This is a genomic window from Aeromonas sp. QDB63, assembly GCF_027707425.1.
Lineage (GTDB): Bacteria > Pseudomonadota > Gammaproteobacteria > Enterobacterales > Aeromonadaceae > Aeromonas > Aeromonas caviae.
Window position 1 is genome coordinate 35715 of sequence record NZ_JAPCIS010000021.1, and the last position, 19753, is coordinate 55467.

The window sequence follows — 19753 nt, forward strand, 5'->3', positions numbered from 1 at the left end:
CAGCGAGGGGGTTTCTGTTTTTGGGCCCCTCTCGTATCTGGGGGCGTCAGGCCTTGAGGCCGAGCCGCCTGGCGAGGCGGTGCAGGTTGCCACCGTCCAGATCCAGCGCCCGGGCGGTGGCGGCCCAGTTGCCGTCATGGGCGGTCAGGGTCTGCTCGATGAGCTGGCGCTGGAACAGATCGGTGGCGGCGCGAAGGCCCAGGCCGGCAATGGCCGGGGAGGCGGGCTGGCTGACGGTGTCGGCGGGCAGGGATGAGCCCGTCGGCCCCAGGTTGAAGTGGTGGGGTTCCAGGGTCGGCGAGGGGCTGCCCTGCTCGGCCCTGGCCAGCACGGCGGCGCGGTGGATGGCGTGCTCCAGCTCGCGCACGTTGCCGGGCCAGTCGTGGCGCTCGAGCAGTTGCAGCGCCTGTGGCTGGATACGCAGCTGCTCCAGCCCCAGGCCGAGCCGGCAGCGCTCGCAAAAGTAACCGGCCAGCAGGGGAATGTCGCCTGGACGTTCCCGCAGTGCAGGGGCGTGGATCGGGAACACGCTCAGCCGGTGGTAGAGGTCGGCCCGAAACTGCCCCTCGACCACCGCCTGTTTCAGGTCCCGGTTGGTGGCCGCCAGGATGCGCACATTCACCTTGAGCGGGGTGTCGTCACCGATCCGCTGCAGATCGCCGTATTGCAGCACCCGCAGCAGCTTGGCCTGCAGCGCCAGGGAAAGCTCCCCTATCTCGTCGAGAAACAGGGTGCCCTTGTCCGCGAGCTCGAACTTGCCCGCCCGGTTGTGGATGGCGCCGGTGAAGGCCCCCTTCACGTGGCCGAACAGCTCGCTCTCGGCCACGGATTCGGGCAGGGCGGCGCAGTTGAGGTAGACCAGGGGGGCATGGGCGCGGGGCGAGCCGCCATGCACCGCCTTGGCGATCAGTTCCTTGCCGACCCCGGTCTCCCCCAAAATCAGCACGTTCAGCTCCGAGCTGGCCACCACCTCGATCTCGTGGCGCAGCCGGGCCATGGCGGGGGAGTGGCCTACCATCTCCGGCTGCTCGGGGCCGGGCCGGGTGCCGTGGACCAGGGGCTCGCTGCTTTGGCGGGCGAGCCGCTCCAGCAGCAGGGCGTTGTCGAGGGCGGCGGCGGCCAGGGCCCCCACCAGACGCAGCTCCTCGTCGCTGATGCCGTCGAACTGGGCCGGGTTCATGCCGTCTATGGTCAGGGCGCCGATCAGCGCCTGATCCGAGAAGAGCGGCAGGCCGACGCAGGCGTGCACCTTGAAGTCGTCGTGATCCGGCAGCAGGCCGTCATAGGGGTCGGACAGGGCGCTGTCGGCGGGGAAGCGCACCACATCCCCGGCGCGGGCGATGGCCTCGAGGCGCGGGTGATCCTTGAGGGCGAAGCGGCGCCCCAGCACGTCCTGCATCAGGCCGTCGATGGCCAGCGGGATGAACTGGCCCCCCTCGTAGCGCAGCAGGGCCGAGGCATCCGATTTCAGCAGGCTGCGCACGCTCTGGATCAGGCGGTGGAAGCGGTCCTGATGAGAGATGCCGAGTTGCAGGTCGAGGGCGATGCGCGCCAGGCTGTCGGTCGAGATCACGATAATTGTCCAAATGACAGTATGTTTGTGATTTTGACTATAAAGGTGTGGTGTCTTAATGACAACGAGTGATATGAGAAGCCATTAAAAACAATGGGTTACAAGTTGGCACGTCCGCTGCAATAGCTGGTTCAGTTGAACATCCACTATTGCATTCGAGGAACTGCCTGATGAGCATTCACGTCAAGAACAACATCCACTGGGTCGGCCAACGGGACTGGGAGGTACGCGACTTCCACGGCACCGAGTACAAGACCCACAAGGGCACCAGCTACAACAGCTACCTCATCCGCGAAGGGAAGAATGTGCTGATCGATACCGTCGATCACAAGTTCAGCCGTGAGTTCGTGCAGAACCTGGCGGCCGAGATCGATCTCGCTTCCATCGACTACGTGGTGATCAACCACGCCGAGGAGGATCACGCCGGCGCCCTGACCGAGCTGATGGCCCGCATCCCCGGCACCCCCATCTATTGCACCCACAACGCCATCGACTCCATCACCGGCCATCATCACCACCCGGAGTGGAACTTCCACCCGGTCAAAACCGGTGACAGCCTGGACATCGGCAACGGCAAGCAGCTGGTGTTCATCGAGACCCCCATGCTGCACTGGCCCGACAGCATGATGACCTACATGACCGAGGATGCGGTGCTCTTCTCCAACGACGCCTTCGGCCAGCACTACTGCGACGAGCACCTGTTCAACGACGAGGTGGACCAGACCGAGCTGATGGAGCAGTGCCAGCGCTACTACGCCAACATCCTTACCCCCTTCAGCCCGCTGGTGACCGCCAAGATCAAGGAGGTGCTCGGCTTCAACCTGCCGGTGAGCATGGTGGCCACCTCCCACGGCATCGTCTGGCGCGAGGACCCCACCCAGATCATCCTGAAATACCTGGAGTGGGCCGACCACTATCAGGAAGACCGCATCACCCTCTTCTACGACTCCATGTCCAACAACACCCGCATGATGGCCGACGCCATCGCCCAGGGCATCCACGAGGTGGACCCCGGCGTGGCGGTGAAGATCTACAACGTGGCCCGCCACGACAAGAACGAGATCCTGACCCAGGTGTTCCGCTCCAAGGGGATACTGGTGGGCTCCTCCACCATGAACAACGTCATGATGCCCAAGGTGGCGGGCATGCTCGAAGAGATCACCGGCCTGCGTTTTCGCAACAAGCGCGCCTCGGCCTTCGGCAGTTACGGCTGGACCGGTGGCGCGGTGGACCGGATCCAGACCCGATTGATGGATGCGGGCTTCGATATCAGCATCTCTCTCAAGGCCAAGTGGCGGCCGGATGGCTCGGCGCTGGCGGAATGCCGTGAGCATGGCCGCCAGCTCGCCCGTCAGTGGGCGTTGCACCCGCTGGACGCACCCCGCCCGATCACCACAACCCAGACAATCGTGACGCCCGTCCCCGCGATGCCTGCTGTTGAGCCGCAAGCCGCAGCGGCCGCCGCCGAATGGGATGACGACCAGGCCATGCTCTGCACGGTCTGCCAGTGGGTCTATGACCCGGCGCTGGGGGAGCCGGATCAGCTGGTGGCACCGGGCACCCCCTGGGCCCAGGTACCGGAGAGCTTCCTCTGCCCCGGCTGCGGCATCGGCAAGGAGGTGTTCGAACCCTGCGCCGTGGAGGCCTGTGTATGAGCGCCGTCCCCAGCAGTGACGAGATAGTGGTGATCGGCAGCGGCTTCGCCGCCCAGCAACTGGTCAAGAGCCTGCGCAAGCTGGATGCCGGGCAGCCCATCCGCCTCATCACCGCCGACAGCGGCGATGAGTACAACAAGCCCGACTTGAGCCACGTGGTGAGTCGGGGCTGCCCTGCCGCAGCCATGACCCGTCAGAGCGGCAGCGATTTTGCCGAGCAGCAGCGCATCGCGCTGCTGCCCCACTGCCCGGTGCATGGCATCGACCCTGCCCGGCGGTTGGTGCTGACCGAACGAGGGGAATTCCCCTACGGCAAGCTGGTGCTGGCCACCGGTGCCAGTGCGGCGCGCCCCGATCTGCCGGGCAGCGAATCCCTGGTCACCCTCAACAGCCAGCAGGAGTTCGCCGCCATCGAGGCGCAACTGCGCCAGGCCCGCCGCATCCTGGTGCTGGGGGCGGGGCTCATCGGCTGCGAGCTGGCGATGGACATGGCGAGCGCAGGAAAAGAGGTGACGCTGGTGGATCTGGCCGACAGCCCCTTAAGCGCCCTGCTGCCGGCCGCCCTGACCGAGCCGCTGCAACAGGCCCTGCGCACCCAGGGGGTCAGTCTGCAGTTCGGGACGGGTCTCGCCAGGATGGATGCCCAGCCGGGGGATGGCTGGCGCGTCACCCTGAGTGACGGGCGCGTCAGCGAGCAGGATCTGGTGATCGCCGCGATCGGCCTGCGGCCGAATCTGGCCCTGGCCCGCGGGGCCGGGCTGGCAGTGGAGCGCGGCATCCTGGTCGACGATCGGCTGCAGACCAGCGATCCCCATATTTTCGCGCTGGGGGATTGCGTGCAGTGGCAAGGTCAGCTGCTCCCCTTCCTGCAACCCATCGTGCTGGGGGCCAATGCGCTGGCGCGCACCCTGCTCGGCACACCGACCCCGCTGACCCTGCCGCCCATGCTGGTGAAGGTGAAGACGCCGCGCTACCCGCTGCAACTGGCCGGTCGCACCCGGGGCGAGGATCTCGCCTGGCAGTGCCGCTGGAACAGCCACGGCATGGTGGCCGAGGCCCGCGACCAAGCAGGCGAGTTGTGCGGCTTCGTGGTGGGGGGTGACCAGATGAGCGCCGCCTTCCCGCTGCTGCGTCAGCTGCCCCGTTAACCCCTTTCATTGCACCGGCCGGGTCGACCCGGCCACACGAGGAGAACCGATATGGCCATGCAACTGATCCCGTCTCACTGGGTGGTACGCCGTTCCACCCCCTTTTTCACCCGCCAGAACGTGCCCCAGGCCCTGCTCACCCACCACAACACCGCGGCCGGGGTGTTCGGCCAGCTCTGCGTGATGGAGGGGACCGTCACCTATCACGGCTTTGCCGACGAACAGGCCGAGGAGCCGGAGGTGAGCCTGGTGATCCGGGCCGGGGAGTTTGCCACCAGCCCGCCCCAGTACTGGCACAGGGTGGAGCTGTCGGAGGATGCCCGCTTCAATATCCACTTCTGGGCCGAGCAGGCCGAATCCGACCAGCCGCTGTTCCACAGCCGCAAATAACGGGGTTTAAGGCTGAGGGGGCGGAGCGGGCAAATGCCCCCTCTGCCCATGCAGATCAAAATCATCAACTCAGATGTTGGTTATCCTGCCCCCTCGATTCGGATGAGCACAGTGAGGGAAACATGAGCCTGTTGGAAGCCCTGACCATGACCTCGGGTCTGGTCTATCTGGTCCTGTTGTTGTGGCAGGGCCGCAGCGGTTGGGGCTGGACGCTCTCTCTGCTGTTGGCCGCCGCGCTCTGGCTGCTGGTGGCGGATTCGGTACTCTGGCTCGCACTGGGGCTGGTGGCCACGACCCTGGCGATCTGGCTGCGCTATCACCCCCTGCTCATGCTGGCTCATATAGACAGTCAACGTCTCAGAACGGCTACCAGGCAGCTATTGCTGCTATGTTGGTGGTTGGTGGCGGTTCAATATGTTGTTCATATCGGACAGTTGGGGCAGGGGATGAGCCCCTGGCTGGTGCGCCCTGACGTGGTGGACGGTTTCCTGCCCATCGCAGGTGGTCTCGGGCTGCGGGCCTGGCTCGGGCAGGGGCTGACGGACCCCCATCACCCGGCGGCCACCGTCACCGTGCTGGTGCTCTCCCTGTCGGCCCTGCTGCTGGGTCGGGCGTTTTGTGCCTGGTTCTGCCCGCTCGGGCTGGTGGGGGAGTGGCTGCACGGCCTGCGCTCGCGCCTGTTGCCGGGGGAGTGGACCCCGCCGCGCTGGCTCGATGCCGTGTTGCGCGGCCAGAAGTTTCTGGTGCTCGCCTTTCTGCTCTTCATCATATTGCTGGCGGTACCCGCCGCCGCCCTGCCCGGCTACCTTGCCAGCCCCTACCATCAGGCGGCGGACATGAAGATGGGGGCCTTCTTCTTCAACCTGACCCTGATCTCGGGCCTGTGCCTTGGCTGGGTGCTGCTGCTCACCGCCACCTTCCGGCAAGGGTTCTGTCGCTACCTCTGCCCCTATGGCGCCTGGTTCGCCCTGCTCGGCCTGCTGACCCCATTGCGCATTCGCCGCGACCCGGACCGCTGCCTGCGAAGTGCGGGCCACGACTGCGACAAGTGCAGCCGGGTTTGCCCCTCGCGCATCCAGGTGCACCAGCTCATCGCGGTGCAGAGCCTCGAGTGTACCAGTTGCCAGAGCTGCGTGGCCGCCTGCCCCAAGCGGGCCGATGCCCTGCATCTTGGCACGCAAGGGCAGCGACTCGCCTCCCGCCAACTGCTGGGGCTGCTCTGTCTGTTGCTGCTGGTGTTGCCGCTGCTCGCTTACGGCTTGCTGGATCTCTGGGTCAGCCAGACACCGATCCCTGACCGCTACGAGCTGTTGCAGCGGCTGCCCTGGTTGAGCCACTGAGGGGGGAAAGGGCAAAGGTGGATGATGGGGGGATCTTTCGGATTGGCGATAATAAGCTGTATAAAAATCCCCCGCCAAATTGTTAGCGCCATCCCACTTTGCTCATATTGCAATTGATCATATAGCGCTCCCCACCATAATGGGTGCTGTTATTTGGCGTTGTTAATATCAATTGGATGAGCAACAACATGAATATCAAGGTCAGCTATCCCAAGTGGTTTACCCTGGACCATAAGATCGCGTTCTTCTTCCCGCTGTAATTCCCCGCGGCGGCGCGGCATGCCTGCCATGCCACGAGCCCGCCTCCATTCCTGAACTGAAATAGCTGCACCTGTCTTCGCCTGTTTATTCTGGCGAGGCGATGTCGTGCACCCATTTCTCAATATTTCCCACCTGCCGGACATTCTATTTTCGGCGGGGGAAGAGACTCATTTTGAATATTTAAATCTGGGGTGTTTATATTATGGAAAACTTCAAGCATCTGCCCGAACCCTTCCGTATTCGTGTCATCGAGCCGGTCAAGCGCACCACCCGTGCCTATCGGGAAGAGGCCATTGTCCGGGCGGGCATGAACCCCTTCCTGCTGGACAGCGAAGACGTCTTCATCGACCTGCTGACCGACAGCGGCACCGGCGCCATCACCCAGGACATGCAGGCCGCCATGCTGCGCGGTGACGAGGCCTACAGCGGCAGCCGCAGCTACTATGCCCTGCAACAGGCGGTGCAGGAGATCTTCGGCTACTCCCTGACCATCCCCACTCACCAGGGGCGCGGCGCCGAGCAGATTTACATCCCCGTGCTCATCAAGAAGCGGGAGCAGGAGAAGGGGCTGGATCGCAAGAAGATGGTGGCCCTCTCCAACTACTTCTTCGACACCACCCAGGGCCACACCCAGATCAACTGCTGCGTGGCGAAGAACGTCTACACCAGGGAGGCGTTCGATACCTCGGTCACCGCCGACTTCAAGGGCAACTTCGATCTGGTGAAGCTGGAAGAGGCCATCCTGGAGGCGGGCCCCGCCAACGTGCCCTACATCGTCAGCACCATCACCTGCAACTCCGCCGGTGGCCAGCCGGTCTCCATTGCCAACCTGAAGGCGGTGTACGAGATCGCCAGAAAGTACGACATCCCGGTCATCATGGACTCCGCCCGCTTCGCCGAGAATGCCTACTTCATCCAGCAGCGGGAGCCCGGCTACGCGAACTGGACCATCGAGGAGATCACCAGGGAGTCCTATAAGTACGCCGACGGCCTCGCCATGTCGGCGAAGAAGGATGCCATGGTGCAGATGGGGGGGCTGCTGTGCTTCAAGGATGACAGCATGCTGGACGTCTACACCGAGTGCCGCACCCTGTGCGTGGTGCAGGAGGGCTTCCCGACCTATGGCGGCCTGGAAGGGGGCGCCATGGAGCGCCTGGCGGTGGGCCTGCGGGACGGCATGCGCCAGGACTGGCTGGCCTATCGCATCGGCCAGGTGCAGTACCTGGTGGACGGGCTGGAGGCCATCGGCGTGGTGTGCCAGCAGGCGGGGGGCCATGCGGCCTTCGTGGATGCGGGCAAGCTGCTGCCCCACATCCCGGCGGATCAGTTCCCGGCCCACGCCCTGGCCTGCGAGCTCTACAAGGTCGCCGGCATTCGCGCGGTGGAGATAGGTTCCCTGCTGCTGGGGCGCGACCCCGCCACCGGCAAGCAGCATCCCTGCCCGGCGGAGCTGCTGCGCCTGACCATTCCCCGTGCCACCTATACCCAGACCCACATGGACTTTGTCATCGAGGCCTTCGGCGAGGTGAAGAAAAACGCCCACCGGGTGAAGGGGCTCGACTTCATTTACGAGCCGGCCGTGCTGCGCCACTTCACCGCCAGACTGAAAGAGGTCGAGCATAACGACCCGTCAGCCGGCAAGACGCAGAAAAAATTGATAGAAGCATAACGAGTCAGGGGCACAGATTTTTCTGTGCCCTTTTTTTTACTGCTCTGTGAAAGATTTGGAGTGACACACATGACATCAACACCGTCCGTCATCGGAGGGGCCTGCATCATTGCCAGCGTCTGTGTCGGTGCCGGCATGCTGGGGCTGCCGAGCGCGGGAGCCGGGGCCTGGACCAGCTGGTCAACCCTCGCCATCATTCTTACCATGGTCGTCATGACGGTTTCAGGCTGGATGCTGCTGGAAGCCCTGAAACCCTACGCATTGACTGCCTCCTTCAACTCGGTGACCAAGGATCTGCTCGGTCGCAGGATCAATCTCTTCAACAACCTCACCGTCTATTTCGTGGGCGGCATTTTGCTCTATGCCTACATCACCTCGTCGGGTCTCATCCTGGGCGGCCTGCTGGGCATCAATAGCCAGCTGGCCTCGGTGTTGTTCGTGCTGGTGTTCTCCTGGTTCGTCTGGCATTCGACCCGGGCGGTGGACAGGATTTCGGTCGTCCTGATCGTCTTTATGGTGCTGAGCTTCATGTTCGGGGTCTCCGGGCTTGCCAGCAAGGTCGACACCACCAAGCTGTTCAACTCCTTTGCCGAGGAGCTGGGCCGCGCCCCTTACGCCCTGGCCATGTTGCCGGTAGCGCTCACCTCGTTTGGCTATCACCATTCGGTCGCCTCGATGCGCGCCTATTACGGTGAGGAGCAGAAAGCCAGGCAGGCGATCCTGGGGGGGACCCTGATCGCCCTGGCGCTCTATCTGCTGTGGCTGCTCAGCATCTTCGGCAACCTGCCTCGCCCCGCCTTCGGCCCCGTCATCGCCAAGGGGGGCGACGTGGATGTGCTGCTCGGGGCGCTGGCCTCGGTGATCGAGTCCAGGCAGGTCTCCCAGGCCATCAACCTCTTCTCCATGGCGGCCATCCTCTCCTCCTTCATCGGGGTGGGGCTCGGGGTGTTCGACTATCTGGCGGATCTGTTCCGGTTCGACAACAGCCGCGCCGGTCGCACCAAGTCCTGGGCGGTGACCTTCCTGCCCCCCCTGGCGCTCTCCCTGATGTTCCCGTTCGGCTTCGTGGTGGCCATCGGCTATGCCGGGGCTGCGGCGACCGTCTGGGCCTGCATCATCCCGGCCCTGCTGGCGAAGAAGTCCCGGGAGCTGGCCCCGGACGAGGCGGGGTTCAAGGCCCCCGGCGGCCAGCCCATGGTGGTGGCCGTCATCGTCTTCGGGGTGCTTACCGCCATCTTCCACCTGATGGCCATGGCAGGTCTGCTGCCCGTCTACACCGGCTGACCCTGGTGTGCTGAACCTGGCCCCATCCCGAGCATATTTCACGGATGGGGCGCAGGATCCGGCCCATTTCCCCCCATTTTCCCTCCGGATTTGATACCCGAAGGCATGCAGGGTAAAGTCCCCCGGCGCCAGCAGTGGCGAACGCAGGAGAAGCACGGCGGTGTGCCGTGACCAGTCGACAATCCGTTTGGGGGAGTAATGGAACAGAAACCATCGTTGGTGGGCGGGGCATGCATCATTGCCGGCGTCTGTGTGGGGGCCGGCATGCTGGGGCTGCCGAGTGCGGGGGCGGGCGCCTGGACCCTCTGGTCCATGCTCGCGGTAGCACTGACCATGGTGGTGATGACGGTCTCCGGCTGGATGCTGCTGGAGTCCTATCGGGGCTATCCCCTGCGCGTCTCCTTCGATACCGTGACCCGGGATCTGCTGGGGGAGAAGGTCAACGCCCTCAACAATCTCAGCGTCTACTTCGTCGGCGGCATCCTGCTCTATGCCTACATCACCTCGGCCGGTCTCATCATCGACGGCATGACGGGGATGGGCAGCCAGTGGGCGTCCGTGCTCTTTACCCTGGCCTTCTCCCTGCTGGTGTGGCACTCCACCCGGGCGGTGGACCGCATCTCGGTGTTGCTGGTGATCCTGATGGGGCTGAGCTTTGCCTTCGGCATCTCGGGCCTGTCGATGAACGTGCGCCTCGATCTGCTGCTCGACCGGGTGGGCAGCGAAGTGAGCTACGCCCCCTATGCCCTGGTGATGCTGCCGGTGGCGCTCACCTCGTTCGGCTACCACCATTCGGTCTCCTCCATGCGCGCCTACTACGGTGAAGAGCGCCGTGCCAGCCGCGCCATTCTGGGGGGCACCCTGATCGCGCTCGCGTTTTACCTCATCTGGCTGGTGAGCGTCTTTGGCAACCTGCCCCGCAGCGAGTTCGGCCAGGTGATCGCAGAGGGGGGCAACGTGGATGCCCTGCTCAAGGCCCTCGGTTCGGTGATCGAGTCCAAGGCGGTGGCCAGCGCCCTCAACGCCTTCTCCATGGCGGCCATCCTCTCCTCCTTCATCGGGGTGGGGCTCGGGGTGTTCGACTACCTGGCGGATCTGTTCAAGTTCGACAACAGCCGGGGTGGCCGCGCCAAGTCCTGGGCGGTGACCTTCCTGCCGCCCCTCGTGCTCTCCTTGCTGTTCCCGTTCGGCTTCCTGGTGGCCATCGGCTATGCGGGCGCCGTGGCGACCCTGTGGACCTGCATCATCCCGCCCCTGCTGGCCTGGAAGGTGCGGGCGGCCCGGCGCGAAGAAGGTGGCGAGGGCTTCCGCGCCCCCGGTGGCCTCTTCATGATTGTCCTGGTGATCCTGTTCGGCGTGCTGACCGCCGCCTTCCACCTGCTCAACATGGTGGACCTGCTGCCCGCCTACAAGGGCTGAGCCGTTACCCGGGTCGCAGTGCCAGCACACAATGACAAAGAAGGAGCCTCATGGGCTCCTTCTTGCTTGTCACACAGGCAATATTGGCGTCGGTTACTGAATGCCGACCGAGAGGGAGTGGGGGACCTTGGCGCCTTTACGGGCGGTGGCGCGCATCTGGTAGACCTGGATCAGGTACTTGCCCGACTTGGGCAGGGTGCCTTGCCATTTTGTGTCCACGTTGCCGCCGCCCAGAGCCTCGGCCTGACCCGGGATGGCGCCCGGCGCGAAGACGTTGAAGTTGGCATTGGTGCTGCCGGTGATGGCGACCGTCATGGTCTGGCCTTCTTTGGCGCCAAGGGTGTAGTTGATGGTGTCATAACCGGAGAAGGTGCCGTCAACCTTGGCGCTGTGCGCGCCTTTGGCGAAGTGCACCGGCACCGTGGTCACCTTGTCTGCCGCCTGAACCGAGGCCGCCATCATCATGGCCAGCAAGGCGGCCGTTACTGCTTTTTTCATTATGTATTGCTCCTGTGATCGGGCCCTGGCACGGGCCTCGAGGGGAAGATATGCCTGAACGATGACGGGACTCCATCGAAATGATGAGGCGGTCGGAGCGGGGGATGTTGCAAGATTTGGGGTATGTACAGACGGACATGGTGCCTTTTGGCCGCAAGTCAGATGAACACAAGGTCGATGGGGTTTTATATGGCGAGTTCCCTGATACAGGGGGCGTTTTTGTCAACGTGGTGTTGACGAACAGGGTGCCCGCTGCGGCCATGACTCTGCGACAGAATTGATCGCCCCGGGTCTCCTGCATGGTCAGGGCGCGGGAAGGCGTGCGGAAAAAGAGGACGTTAAGGTTGGCTGGTGCCCCCAGCCGCCATGGCCTGCTGCTCATAGCGCGCCACCGTGCCGTCCTGCTTCATTTGCCGGATCACGCCGGCAAGGGGGGCCAGCAGATCCTGATGCCGTTCGTGCAGATAGACGTAAGAATCGGCCAGCTCCATCACCCCGGCGGAGTAGATGCCGGCATAGCCCGGGTCCTGGCGCGTCAGGGCGGCGAGGGCCTGGCTGGCAATCAGGGTCTGCTCCACATAGAGGTCACTGCGCCCCTTGAGCAGCTTGCCCATCCCCTGCTCGGCGGTGGCGATGGCAAAGAGCCGGTCCGGTGCCACCACCTTGCCCAGCATCATCTCCGGCAGCTTGGCGCCACGGCGAAACTCGACCCGATAACCGGTGCCCTGCAGGCTGTGCCACCCCTGCAGCTGGATCCCGGGCTGGTGGGCATAGGCCTGATAGGAGACGGCGAAATGGGGCTCGGGCACGCGCTGGAGGGTGCGGGTCTGCTGCTGGTAGCTGGCGGCGCGGTGGATCTCGCCATCGACCTGTCCCTGCTCTGCCAGCAGGGGGGCCCGTCCCCCGGGGTAGCCCTGGTACTGGAAGTCATAGCCCAGGCGGGCGAACGCATCCCGATAGATGAGATCGAGCCAGCGACCATAGGGGGACTCCCTGGTTTCCAGGGAGCTTACCAGTGTGATGTTGCCCCTGCCTTGCGCCCCCCATACCTGGAAGGCCAGCAGCAAGAGCAGTGAAAGAGCGAAGAAGCGGTATCCTGAAACCTGCGCCATGGTGTCCCTGTCAGAGCGGTGGTTGCAAAGGGTGACAGTCCCATCCTAGCCCAGGGGGTTGCCCGGTCCAGCGCTTTCTGCCGTCCGCCCGTGGATACCCTCCAGGCCACCTCCCGTCCCGCCTTGCCCGAATGAACGCCAACCAAGGGCGATGGCCAGCGCCGCTTACAGGCTGGCGAAATCCACCTCGGGCAGGGTTTCGAAGCCGGGGCGGGCAAACAGATAGCCCTGCATCAGGCTGACGCCCATCTCCCGCAGGCAGGCCATCTCGTCGCGGGTCTCTACCCCCTCCGCCAGCGGGGTGATCTGCAACTCCGTAAACAGCGCCAGACAGTGGCGAACGATGGCCTGACGGATCGGGTCCTGGTCGATGCCGCGCAGCAGGTGCATATCGAGTTTGATGATGTCGGGGCGAAAATCGGCCAGCAGGCTCAGGCCCGAGTAACCGGCGCCAAAGTCGTCGATCGCCGTCTTGAAGCCCAGGGCCTGATAGTGATCCACGATGCCGCGAATATGGCGGTTGTCCTGCACCTGTTCCACCTCGGTGAACTCGAACATGATCTGCTCGATGGGAAAGAGATGCTCGCGGGCCGCCTGCAACGTGGTGCGGATGCAGCGCTCCGGGCGATAGACCGCATTGGGCAGGAAGTTGATGCTCAGCATCCCCTTCATCCCGAGCCGTGCCGCCAGCGCGATGGCCTTGATCCGGCACAGCTGATCGAAGCGGTAGCGGTTGTCGTCGTTGACCCGGTCAATCACGCTCTGCGCCGACTCGTTGTTGAGCCCCCGCACCAGGGCCTCATAGCCGAAGACAGTGCGCTGGCTGCAATCGACGATGGGCTGGAAGGCCATGGTGAAATCGAAGTCGAGATCCACCTGCTCATGACACTGCTGGCAGAGGGTGGAGGACGGGGCGGCAGGTATGTCCATGACGTTCCTTTCGAGGCGTGGGGTCGCGAGAGATTGCCTCAAAGGATAACAGCTCCTCTCTCGCCGGCAGAGGTTATTCCTACGGATAGGCAGGCCGTCTTCTGGCATATCAGAGGTTGGTCTGGTTTCTGCCCGACAGGCGTCCATGGTGGGTCAGGCGCCGCCGCTTGTGGGCCTGTTTGTCCCTTTTTCGGGACCGGGATTGACCTCGCTGGCATCCTCCAAGGCCACGTCTTGCCCGCCAACCAGTCGGGGCAAGCGGTATAAGCTGATTCGATGGCATTGCGGAAAATGCCCCCATTTTTGCTTATGCCTCCTCGCAGTGTGCCCCGATGGCACAAATAGGCCGATTCGAGGCCCGCAAAGGCCACTGGCCGATCTTGAGCAACCGGCGTAGAGCGCCAGCCACCGCCTCGCAGGTTCGATAAGTGCCGCTTAATCGGACGAACGAGTTGCCCCTTCTCTCCTTGTGGGGGGAGGGGGGGATGAGGGGGGTTATGGTAACCCAAGGTCAATGCAGCAGGGGCGGCCAGCCGTAGGGAAATACGGCTGGATAAGGCAAATGCCCCCACCTTTCGTCGATATGGTGTAATCAGATACCGATTTGAGGTCGGGGGCTGGTGATAAAGATATCTGTATAAAAAATAGTTTTAATATTTACTGCAGGATAATTTTATCGGTTTGTTCGTCAAATTTAAATTTATATGTAACTTTTTTTCTTGGAGCGTGTTGGGTATCGTTAGCCCCATAAGCAAGACCGGAAATGGTTACCGTGCCTTGATCGATTTTCATTTCAGTTACCTGCACAAGATTGGTATCAGGCAATTTATAACTAATATCAACAACAGGTGTATTCCTGAAACCATTAATTGCAACTACGGTTAGTTGTGGTTGCCGAGATCCATTCCCACCACCACATCCTACGTCTCCAGCCCAATAAACCAACCATTTCGAGCCTAAATCATCCTCAGCAGAATAACCTTCTGATAATCTCACTGAACTATATTGTTTTAACTCGCCGGGCTCCCCTTCACTATCTACTTGGCAAGCGATAGTCTCACTGTAGTCTCGTACTAAACGAGATATTTGAGCATCATCAGCCGCAAATGAAGAGTTGATAAATAATAAAGAGGTGGTGGTAAGTAATATTTTTTTCATAAGCCTTCCATGGTTTGATTAACTTAGTTGTTCAAAAAACGCTTATATCGTAGTACGTATTGGCATTGTGTCATATAAAAACGGCGCCTTTCGGCGCCGTTTTTTGATCTAGCCAACAAATCGTAATCACTGCAGCAGCGAGATATCCGCCACTTGCAGGAACAGGTTACGCAGGTTGTTCAGCAGCGCCAGACGGTTGGCCTTGAGGGCTTCGTCGTCGGCCATCACCATCACCTCGTTGAAGAAGGTGTCGACCGGCTCGCGCAGGGCGGCCAGACGGGTGAGGGCAGCCTGATAGTCACCGGCAGCGAACAGCGGGGCCAGTTCGGCTTGCAGTTCGGCAACCTGGGTGGCGAGTGCCTTCTCGGCGGCATCGACCAGCAGTTCCGGTTTGACGGTAGTGGGCAGTGGAACCTCGACCTTGGCCAGAATGTTGCTCACGCGCTTGTTGGCGGCAGCCAGTGCCAGTGCGGCATCCAGCGTGCGGAAGTGGCTGACGGCCTTGACGCGACGATCGAAGTCGAGCGGGCGGGTCGGGCGGCGGGCCAGTACGGCCAGCACCACGTCGGCACCGATGCCTTCGTCCTGATAGGCGGCACGGAAGCGGCCCAGCATAAAGTCGACCACGTCGGTAACGACGGTTTTGTTGGTCAGCTTGTCGCCGTAGACGCGTACCGCTTCTTCAACCAGTTCAACCAGATCCAGATCCAGCTGCTTCTCGGTCATGATGCGCAGGGCACCGATGGCGGCGCGACGCAGGGCGAACGGGTCCTTGTCACCCTTCGGCAGCATGCCGATGCCGAAGATACCGGCCAGGGTGTCGAACTTGTCGGCCAGCGCGACGGCGCAGGCAACCAGACCGGACGGCAGGGCATCACCGGCAAAGCGCGGCATGTACTGCTCGTTGAGGGCCACGGCGACTGCTTCGTCTTCGCCATCGTGACGGGCGTAGTGCATCCCCATGACACCCTGGGTGTCGGTGAACTCGCCGACCATGTTGGTCATCAGATCACACTTGGAGAGCAGACCGGCACGCTTGGCCTGAGTGACATCAGCACCGATGCGCTCGGCGATAAAGCCGGCGACGGTCTCGATGCGCTCGACCTTGGCCTTGACGGTGCCCAGCTGTTGCTGGAACAGCACGGTTTCAAGGCGCGGCAGGCGGGAGGCCAGAGTTTGCTTGAGGTCAGTCTTGAAGAAGAACTCGGCGTCAGAGAGACGGGGGCGAACCACCTTCTCGTTGCCGCTGATGATCTGGCTCGGGTTTTTGGACTCGATGTTGGTGACGAAGATGAACTTCGGCAGCAGCTTGCCGTTCTTGTCGTAGACCGGGAAGTACTTCTGGTCACCCTTCATGGTGTGCACCAGCGCTTCAGCCGGAACGGCCAGGAACTTCTCTTCGAAGTTGGCGGTCAGCACCACAGGCCACTCGACCAGTGCGGTGACCTCTTCCAGCAGGGCGTCGTCCAGATCGGCCACGCCACCGAAGGCGGCAGCGGCCGCTTCGACGTCAGCCTTGATCTTGGCCTTGCGCGCCATGAAGTCGGCAATCACCATGCCGCGCTCCTGCAGGATCTGCGGGTACTGGCTGGCGTTGTCGATGGTGAATTCGCTCTCGCCCATAAAGCGGTGACCGCGGATGGTGCGGGCAGAGTCGATACCCAGAATGTGGGCGGGCACCAGATCCCCATCCAGCAGCAGGGTCACGGTGAACACCGGACGCACGAACTGGATGGTCTTGTCGCCCCAGCGCATCATTTTCGGGATCGGCAGCTTGGCCAGTGCGGAGGCGACCAGTTCGCCCAGCAATTCTTTGGCTGGACGGCCTTCGACCTTGGCGGTGTGAACCAGCCACTCGCCCTTGTCGGTGACCAGACGCTCGGCCTGCTCAACGGTGATGCCGTTGCCACGGGCCCAGCCTTCGGCAGCCTTGGTCGGCTTGCCTTCGGCATCGAACGCCTGCGCCACGGCCGGGCCGCGCTTCTCGACGCTCTTGCTCGGCTGTTCGCCAGCCAGCTCGCTTACCTTCAGCGCCAGACGGCGCGGTGAGGCAAACCACTCGACGTCGCCGAAAGCCAGATCGGCCTTGGTCAGTTCGGCTTTGAAGTTGTCGGCAAAGGCTTCGGCCAGGGAGCGCAGGGCTTTGGGCGGCAGCTCAGCAGTACCGATCTCTACCAGAAATGTATGTTGTGCCATGTCCGTTCCTTAACCTTGCTTGTTCTCGTTGCTGCCACGTTGGCACATCGGGAAGCCCAGCGCTTCGCGGGAGGCGTAGTATGCCTCTGCCACGGCCTTGGTCAGGGTGCGAATGCGCAGGATGTAGCGCTGACGCTCGGTGACCGAGATGGCCTTGCGGGCATCCAGCAGGTTGAAGGAGTGAGCGGCCTTGAGGATGCGCTCGTAGGCAGGCAGCGGCAGCGGTTTTTCCAGTGCCAGCAGATTCTGGGCTTCCTTCTCGTACTGCTCGAAGCAGTGGAACAGGAACTCCACGTCGGCGTGTTCGAAGTTGTAGGTGGATTGCTCCACTTCGTTCTGGTGGAACACGTCGCCGTAGGTGGTCTTGCCCAGGGGGCCGTCAGACCAGACCAGGTCGTAGACGCTGTCGACGCCCTGGATGTACATGGCCAGACGCTCGAGACCGTAGGTGATCTCGCCGGTGACCGGCTTGCACTCGAGGCCGCCAACCTGCTGGAAGTAGGTGAACTGGGTCACTTCCATGCCGTTCAGCCACACTTCCCAACCCAGGCCCCAGGCACCCAGCGTCGGGTTTTCCCAGTTGTCTTCCACGAAGCGGATGTCGTGGATCTCGGGATCCATGCCCAGCTCTTTCAGGGAGCCCAGATAGAGTTCCTGAATGTTGTCGGGGGAGGGCTTGATGATCACCTGGAACTGGTAGTAGTGCTGCAGGCGGTTCGGGTTCTCACCGTAGCGGCCGTCAGTCGGACGGCGGGACGGTTGTACGTAGGCGCAGGCGATGGGCTCCGGGCCCAGGGCGCGCAGGCAGGTCATGGGGTGGGAGGTACCGGCACCCACTTCCATATCCAGCGGCTGAATGATGGTACAGCCCTGGCGGGACCAATAGTCCTGCAACTGCAGGATCAGGCCCTGAAAGGTTTTGACATCGAATTTTTGCATAGTGTTTTTCGCGCGAAATGAAATCAGAGCAAGATTTGCTGAATGTGAACCGAGGGAGTATACCGTCTGGCATGGTCGGATAATAGGCGAAATTACAGGGGATTAGTGGGGCTATGTTGCCGCTTGCCCTATGATGTCGCCGACGCAAGCGGCCTGCCGATGGCCGATGAAAAACAGGGGAGAGGAAATGGAACTGCGCTGCGCCTGGGTGACCAGAGACCCGGAATATATCGAATACCATGACAAGCAGTGGGGCAGGCCGGTGTATGACGCCCGCGAGTTGTTTGCCAAGCTCTGCCTCGATGGCCAACAGGCGGGGCTGTCGTGGATCACCATCTTGAAGCGCACCGAGAGCTACCATCGCGCCTATGCGGATTTTGATCCGGTGCGCATCGTGCAGTTCGACGAGCAGGATGTGGAACGGCTGATGCAGGACAGCGGCATCATCCGCAACCGGCTCAAGGTGCAATCGATCATCAAAAACGCCCGCGCCTATCTGGCGCTGGAGGCGGAAGGCATCGACTTCGTCGATTATCTGTGGGGCTTCGTGGGCGGCGCCCCCATCGTCAACCAGCGTCAGGGCAACGGCGACATTCCGGCGACCTCGCCGGAGTCGGATGCCATGTCCAAGGCCCTCAAGAAGCGCGGCTTCACCTTCGTCGGCAGCACCATCTGCTATGCCTTCATGCAGGCGGTGGGCATGGTGAACGATCATCTGGTGACCTGCCCCTGCCACGCCGAGTGCCAGCAAGCAGCGGCGACGTGAAGGGGAAATGCACGAAGAAGGGAGGCTCAAGCCTCCCTTCTTTTTTTGCTCTGAATCAGCAGGGCTTAAGGGTGCGGCCGAGCGCCTCGCACACCTCGTCGCTGCTCATCAGCCGCACGAAGGGGCCGGCCAGGGTGGCGTTGTGATGGGCGATGATCTGGGGGGCGGTCAGTTGCGGCGTGTCCATGCAGGTGTGGGCATCGCTCACCAGCACTACGGTGTAGCCGAGATCTGCCGCCGCCCGGCAGGTGGTGTCGATGCAGTACTGGGTCTTCATGCCGGTGACGATCAGGGTCTGCACGCCGTCCTCTTTCAGCCAGCCATCGAGACCGGTGCCATGGAAGGCGCTGGGGCGCTGCTTGTCGAACACCCGATCGGCCTCGCCGACGACCAGCTCAGGCGCAAGCTGCCAGAACGGACTGCCGGCGGCGATGGGGCTGCCGGCCGGGCCCGTGTGGCGCACCGCCAGCACAGGGAGAGCGGCACTGCGGGCCGCCTGGCCCAAGCGATTGATGTTGGCCAGGGTCTCGGCCCCGGCATGGGGGGCTTCCGGGCCGTGAAGGAGGCCCACCTGGATGTCGATGATGAGCAGCGCGGGGCGGGAAAGGGACGACATGGTCATGGCTCCGTGAGAAATGTCACCCACTCTGGGGCCATGGGCTCTAATGAGACAACCCCGCATCTGGGGGGCAACCACTCCAGACTCCGGGAGCATGTTCCGTTACGCCGGGCCAGGGGCCTTTTCGCCCCTTGGTACAGCCGGGATACAGTCACACGGGTTCACCATCGGGAGCGCCATCACGAGGGAGTCCCGTGTCACTGAGCGCCGTTCGCCCTCTCTTCCCCGGCCTGATCGGCTGCACTCTGGGGATGACGTTGCTCGTCAGGGCAAACATGAGGGGAAGCCGGCCCTGTGCAAGAAGGTCCGAGGCTGCACAAACGACGCCCCCGAGGGCCGAGTCTGCGCTACCGGGATCTTGCCCCTCCCCTATCATTGAAAGACGCCGGACCGGTTCAGGTTGTCTGGCGAAGGAGCCATCATGAAGAAGTCCGTATTGGCGCTGCTTGCCGCCACCGCCTTGCTGGCCGCCCTGCCTGCACAGGCCACCAAGCAGGCCCAGGAGCGCCGTGACGCCCGCGATGTGCGTCAGGATACCCGTCAGGAGTCCCGTGACGCGAAACAGGAGTGTCGTGAGGGGCTGGTGGGCAATGCCGACTGCCGCCAGGAGCATCGTGACAACAAGCAGGAGGGGCGAGACAAGGCCCGGGATATCAAATATTGATGCGGGCCCGTCCGAAGAGGGCCTGCACCGGGTAAGTCGCTAGGGGCAGGGGGGCGTGTTGCCCCCCTGCCCATCTTCGCAATGCGCGCGTCACACTCTGGCGCCTCTCTGGGTTAGAATGCGCGGCCATCG

General features: G+C 62.8%; 19 protein-coding genes. 11 read left to right on the forward strand and 8 right to left on the reverse strand.

What is annotated here, in order from left to right:
- Positions 1–46: 46 nt before the first annotated feature.
- Positions 47–1573, reverse strand: coding sequence for a nitric oxide reductase transcriptional regulator NorR (norR, locus tag PG879_RS13650; protein ID WP_270830316.1), 1527 nt, complete (start codon positions 1571–1573; stop codon positions 47–49).
- 170 nt (positions 1574–1743) lie between these two features.
- Between norR and norV the strand changes: the two genes are divergently transcribed.
- The 8 genes from norV (at position 1744) to PG879_RS13685 (ending at position 10739) form a co-directional block, all read left to right on the forward strand.
- On the forward strand, positions 1744–3228 hold the full coding sequence (gene norV / locus PG879_RS13655) for an anaerobic nitric oxide reductase flavorubredoxin (RefSeq protein WP_270830318.1): 1485 nt from the start codon (positions 1744–1746) through the stop codon (positions 3226–3228).
- A complete protein-coding gene (gene norW, locus PG879_RS13660; protein ID WP_270830319.1) occupies positions 3225–4376 on the forward strand; it encodes an NADH:flavorubredoxin reductase NorW in 1152 nt (383 codons plus the stop codon). The genes norV and norW overlap by 4 nt, the downstream gene beginning before the upstream one ends.
- Positions 4377–4427: 51 nt before the next feature.
- Positions 4428–4766 (forward strand): DUF1971 domain-containing protein, encoded by a 339-nt coding sequence (locus PG879_RS13665; protein ID WP_041212030.1) that lies wholly within the window; start codon positions 4428–4430, stop codon positions 4764–4766.
- A 122-nt stretch (positions 4767–4888) separates the two neighbouring features.
- On the forward strand, positions 4889–6106 hold the full coding sequence (locus tag PG879_RS13670) for a 4Fe-4S binding protein (RefSeq protein WP_270830320.1): 1218 nt from the start codon (positions 4889–4891) through the stop codon (positions 6104–6106).
- Positions 6107–6294: 188 nt separating this feature from the next.
- Complete coding sequence (gene tnaC, locus PG879_RS20585; RefSeq protein WP_223302601.1) at positions 6295–6366, forward strand: tryptophanase leader peptide; 72 nt, start codon at positions 6295–6297, stop codon at positions 6364–6366.
- A 203-nt stretch (positions 6367–6569) separates the two neighbouring features.
- Positions 6570–8036 (forward strand): tryptophanase, encoded by a 1467-nt coding sequence (gene tnaA / locus PG879_RS13675; RefSeq protein WP_010672391.1) that lies wholly within the window; start codon positions 6570–6572, stop codon positions 8034–8036.
- Between the two features lie 69 nt (positions 8037–8105).
- Entirely contained in the window at positions 8106–9320 is a 1215-nt protein-coding gene (locus PG879_RS13680; protein WP_270830321.1) for an aromatic amino acid transporter, read from the forward strand.
- Between the two features lie 198 nt (positions 9321–9518).
- Positions 9519–10739: an aromatic amino acid transporter gene (locus PG879_RS13685; RefSeq protein WP_069784345.1), complete on the forward strand. Its 1221-nt coding sequence runs from the start codon at positions 9519–9521 to the stop codon at positions 10737–10739.
- A 93-nt stretch (positions 10740–10832) separates the two neighbouring features.
- Here the strand turns inward: PG879_RS13685 and PG879_RS13690 are convergent, their stop codons facing one another.
- On the reverse strand, positions 10833–11237 hold the full coding sequence (locus tag PG879_RS13690) for a hypothetical protein (protein ID WP_010672394.1): 405 nt from the start codon (positions 11235–11237) through the stop codon (positions 10833–10835).
- 104 nt (positions 11238–11341) lie between these two features.
- Here PG879_RS13690 and PG879_RS13695 point away from each other — a divergent pair, with 104 nt between their 5' ends.
- Positions 11342–11518, forward strand: coding sequence for a hypothetical protein (locus PG879_RS13695; RefSeq protein ID WP_270830322.1), 177 nt, complete (start codon positions 11342–11344; stop codon positions 11516–11518).
- 57 nt (positions 11519–11575) lie between these two features.
- Here PG879_RS13695 and PG879_RS13700 read toward each other — a convergent pair whose 3' ends face one another.
- The 5 genes from PG879_RS13700 to glyQ form a co-directional block, all read right to left on the reverse strand.
- On the reverse strand, positions 11576–12349 hold the full coding sequence (locus tag PG879_RS13700) for a hypothetical protein (protein ID WP_048209314.1): 774 nt from the start codon (positions 12347–12349) through the stop codon (positions 11576–11578).
- Positions 12350–12514: 165 nt separating this feature from the next.
- On the reverse strand, positions 12515–13279 hold the full coding sequence (locus PG879_RS13705; protein WP_103261003.1) for an EAL domain-containing protein: 765 nt from the start codon (positions 13277–13279) through the stop codon (positions 12515–12517).
- A gap of 657 nt (positions 13280–13936) precedes the next feature.
- Positions 13937–14437 (reverse strand): hypothetical protein, encoded by a 501-nt coding sequence (locus PG879_RS13710; protein ID WP_270830323.1) that lies wholly within the window; start codon positions 14435–14437, stop codon positions 13937–13939.
- A 126-nt stretch (positions 14438–14563) separates the two neighbouring features.
- Positions 14564–16633, reverse strand: a complete 2070-nt coding sequence (gene glyS / locus PG879_RS13715; RefSeq protein WP_270830324.1) for a glycine--tRNA ligase subunit beta — start codon at positions 16631–16633, stop codon at positions 14564–14566.
- A gap of 9 nt (positions 16634–16642) precedes the next feature.
- On the reverse strand, positions 16643–17572 hold the full coding sequence (gene glyQ / locus PG879_RS13720) for a glycine--tRNA ligase subunit alpha (protein ID WP_010672400.1): 930 nt from the start codon (positions 17570–17572) through the stop codon (positions 16643–16645).
- 187 nt (positions 17573–17759) lie between these two features.
- Here glyQ and PG879_RS13725 point away from each other — a divergent pair, with 187 nt between their 5' ends.
- Positions 17760–18338, forward strand: a complete 579-nt coding sequence (locus PG879_RS13725) for a DNA-3-methyladenine glycosylase I (protein ID WP_052814731.1) — start codon at positions 17760–17762, stop codon at positions 18336–18338.
- Positions 18339–18393: 55 nt separating this feature from the next.
- Here PG879_RS13725 and PG879_RS13730 read toward each other — a convergent pair whose 3' ends face one another.
- Complete coding sequence (locus PG879_RS13730) at positions 18394–18954, reverse strand: cysteine hydrolase family protein (RefSeq protein ID WP_270830325.1); 561 nt, start codon at positions 18952–18954, stop codon at positions 18394–18396.
- A 424-nt stretch (positions 18955–19378) separates the two neighbouring features.
- Between PG879_RS13730 and PG879_RS13735 the strand changes: the two genes are divergently transcribed.
- Positions 19379–19621 (forward strand): hypothetical protein, encoded by a 243-nt coding sequence (locus PG879_RS13735; protein WP_041212021.1) that lies wholly within the window; start codon positions 19379–19381, stop codon positions 19619–19621.
- The last annotated feature ends 132 nt before the right edge of the window (positions 19622–19753 follow it).

Bases quoted from the DNA above. Each gene is read 5' to 3' on its own strand.
- PG879_RS13670 (WP_270830320.1), top strand. From the start codon at position 4,889: ATGAGCCTGTTGGAAGCCCTGACCATGACCTCGGGTCTGGTCTATCTG.
- PG879_RS13705 (WP_103261003.1), bottom strand. From the start codon at position 13,279: ATGGACATACCTGCCGCCCCGTCCTCCACCCTCTGCCAGCAGTGTCAT.
- PG879_RS13735 (WP_041212021.1), top strand. From the start codon at position 19,379: ATGAAGAAGTCCGTATTGGCGCTGCTTGCCGCCACCGCCTTGCTGGCC.
- glyQ (WP_010672400.1), bottom strand. From the start codon at position 17,572: ATGCAAAAATTCGATGTCAAAACCTTTCAGGGCCTGATCCTGCAGTTG.
- PG879_RS13700 (WP_048209314.1), bottom strand. From the start codon at position 12,349: ATGGCGCAGGTTTCAGGATACCGCTTCTTCGCTCTTTCACTGCTCTTG.
- PG879_RS13665 (WP_041212030.1), top strand. From the start codon at position 4,428: ATGGCCATGCAACTGATCCCGTCTCACTGGGTGGTACGCCGTTCCACC.
- PG879_RS13680 (WP_270830321.1), top strand. From the start codon at position 8,106: ATGACATCAACACCGTCCGTCATCGGAGGGGCCTGCATCATTGCCAGC.
- PG879_RS13695 (WP_270830322.1), top strand. From the start codon at position 11,342: ATGTTGCAAGATTTGGGGTATGTACAGACGGACATGGTGCCTTTTGGC.
- tnaA (WP_010672391.1), top strand. From the start codon at position 6,570: ATGGAAAACTTCAAGCATCTGCCCGAACCCTTCCGTATTCGTGTCATC.
- norV (WP_270830318.1), top strand. From the start codon at position 1,744: ATGAGCATTCACGTCAAGAACAACATCCACTGGGTCGGCCAACGGGAC.
- PG879_RS13685 (WP_069784345.1), top strand. From the start codon at position 9,519: ATGGAACAGAAACCATCGTTGGTGGGCGGGGCATGCATCATTGCCGGC.
- glyS (WP_270830324.1), bottom strand. From the start codon at position 16,633: ATGGCACAACATACATTTCTGGTAGAGATCGGTACTGCTGAGCTGCCG.
- PG879_RS13725 (WP_052814731.1), top strand. From the start codon at position 17,760: ATGGAACTGCGCTGCGCCTGGGTGACCAGAGACCCGGAATATATCGAA.
- PG879_RS13710 (WP_270830323.1), bottom strand. From the start codon at position 14,437: ATGAAAAAAATATTACTTACCACCACCTCTTTATTATTTATCAACTCT.
- norW (WP_270830319.1), top strand. From the start codon at position 3,225: ATGAGCGCCGTCCCCAGCAGTGACGAGATAGTGGTGATCGGCAGCGGC.
- PG879_RS13730 (WP_270830325.1), bottom strand. From the start codon at position 18,954: ATGTCGTCCCTTTCCCGCCCCGCGCTGCTCATCATCGACATCCAGGTG.
- PG879_RS13690 (WP_010672394.1), bottom strand. From the start codon at position 11,237: ATGAAAAAAGCAGTAACGGCCGCCTTGCTGGCCATGATGATGGCGGCC.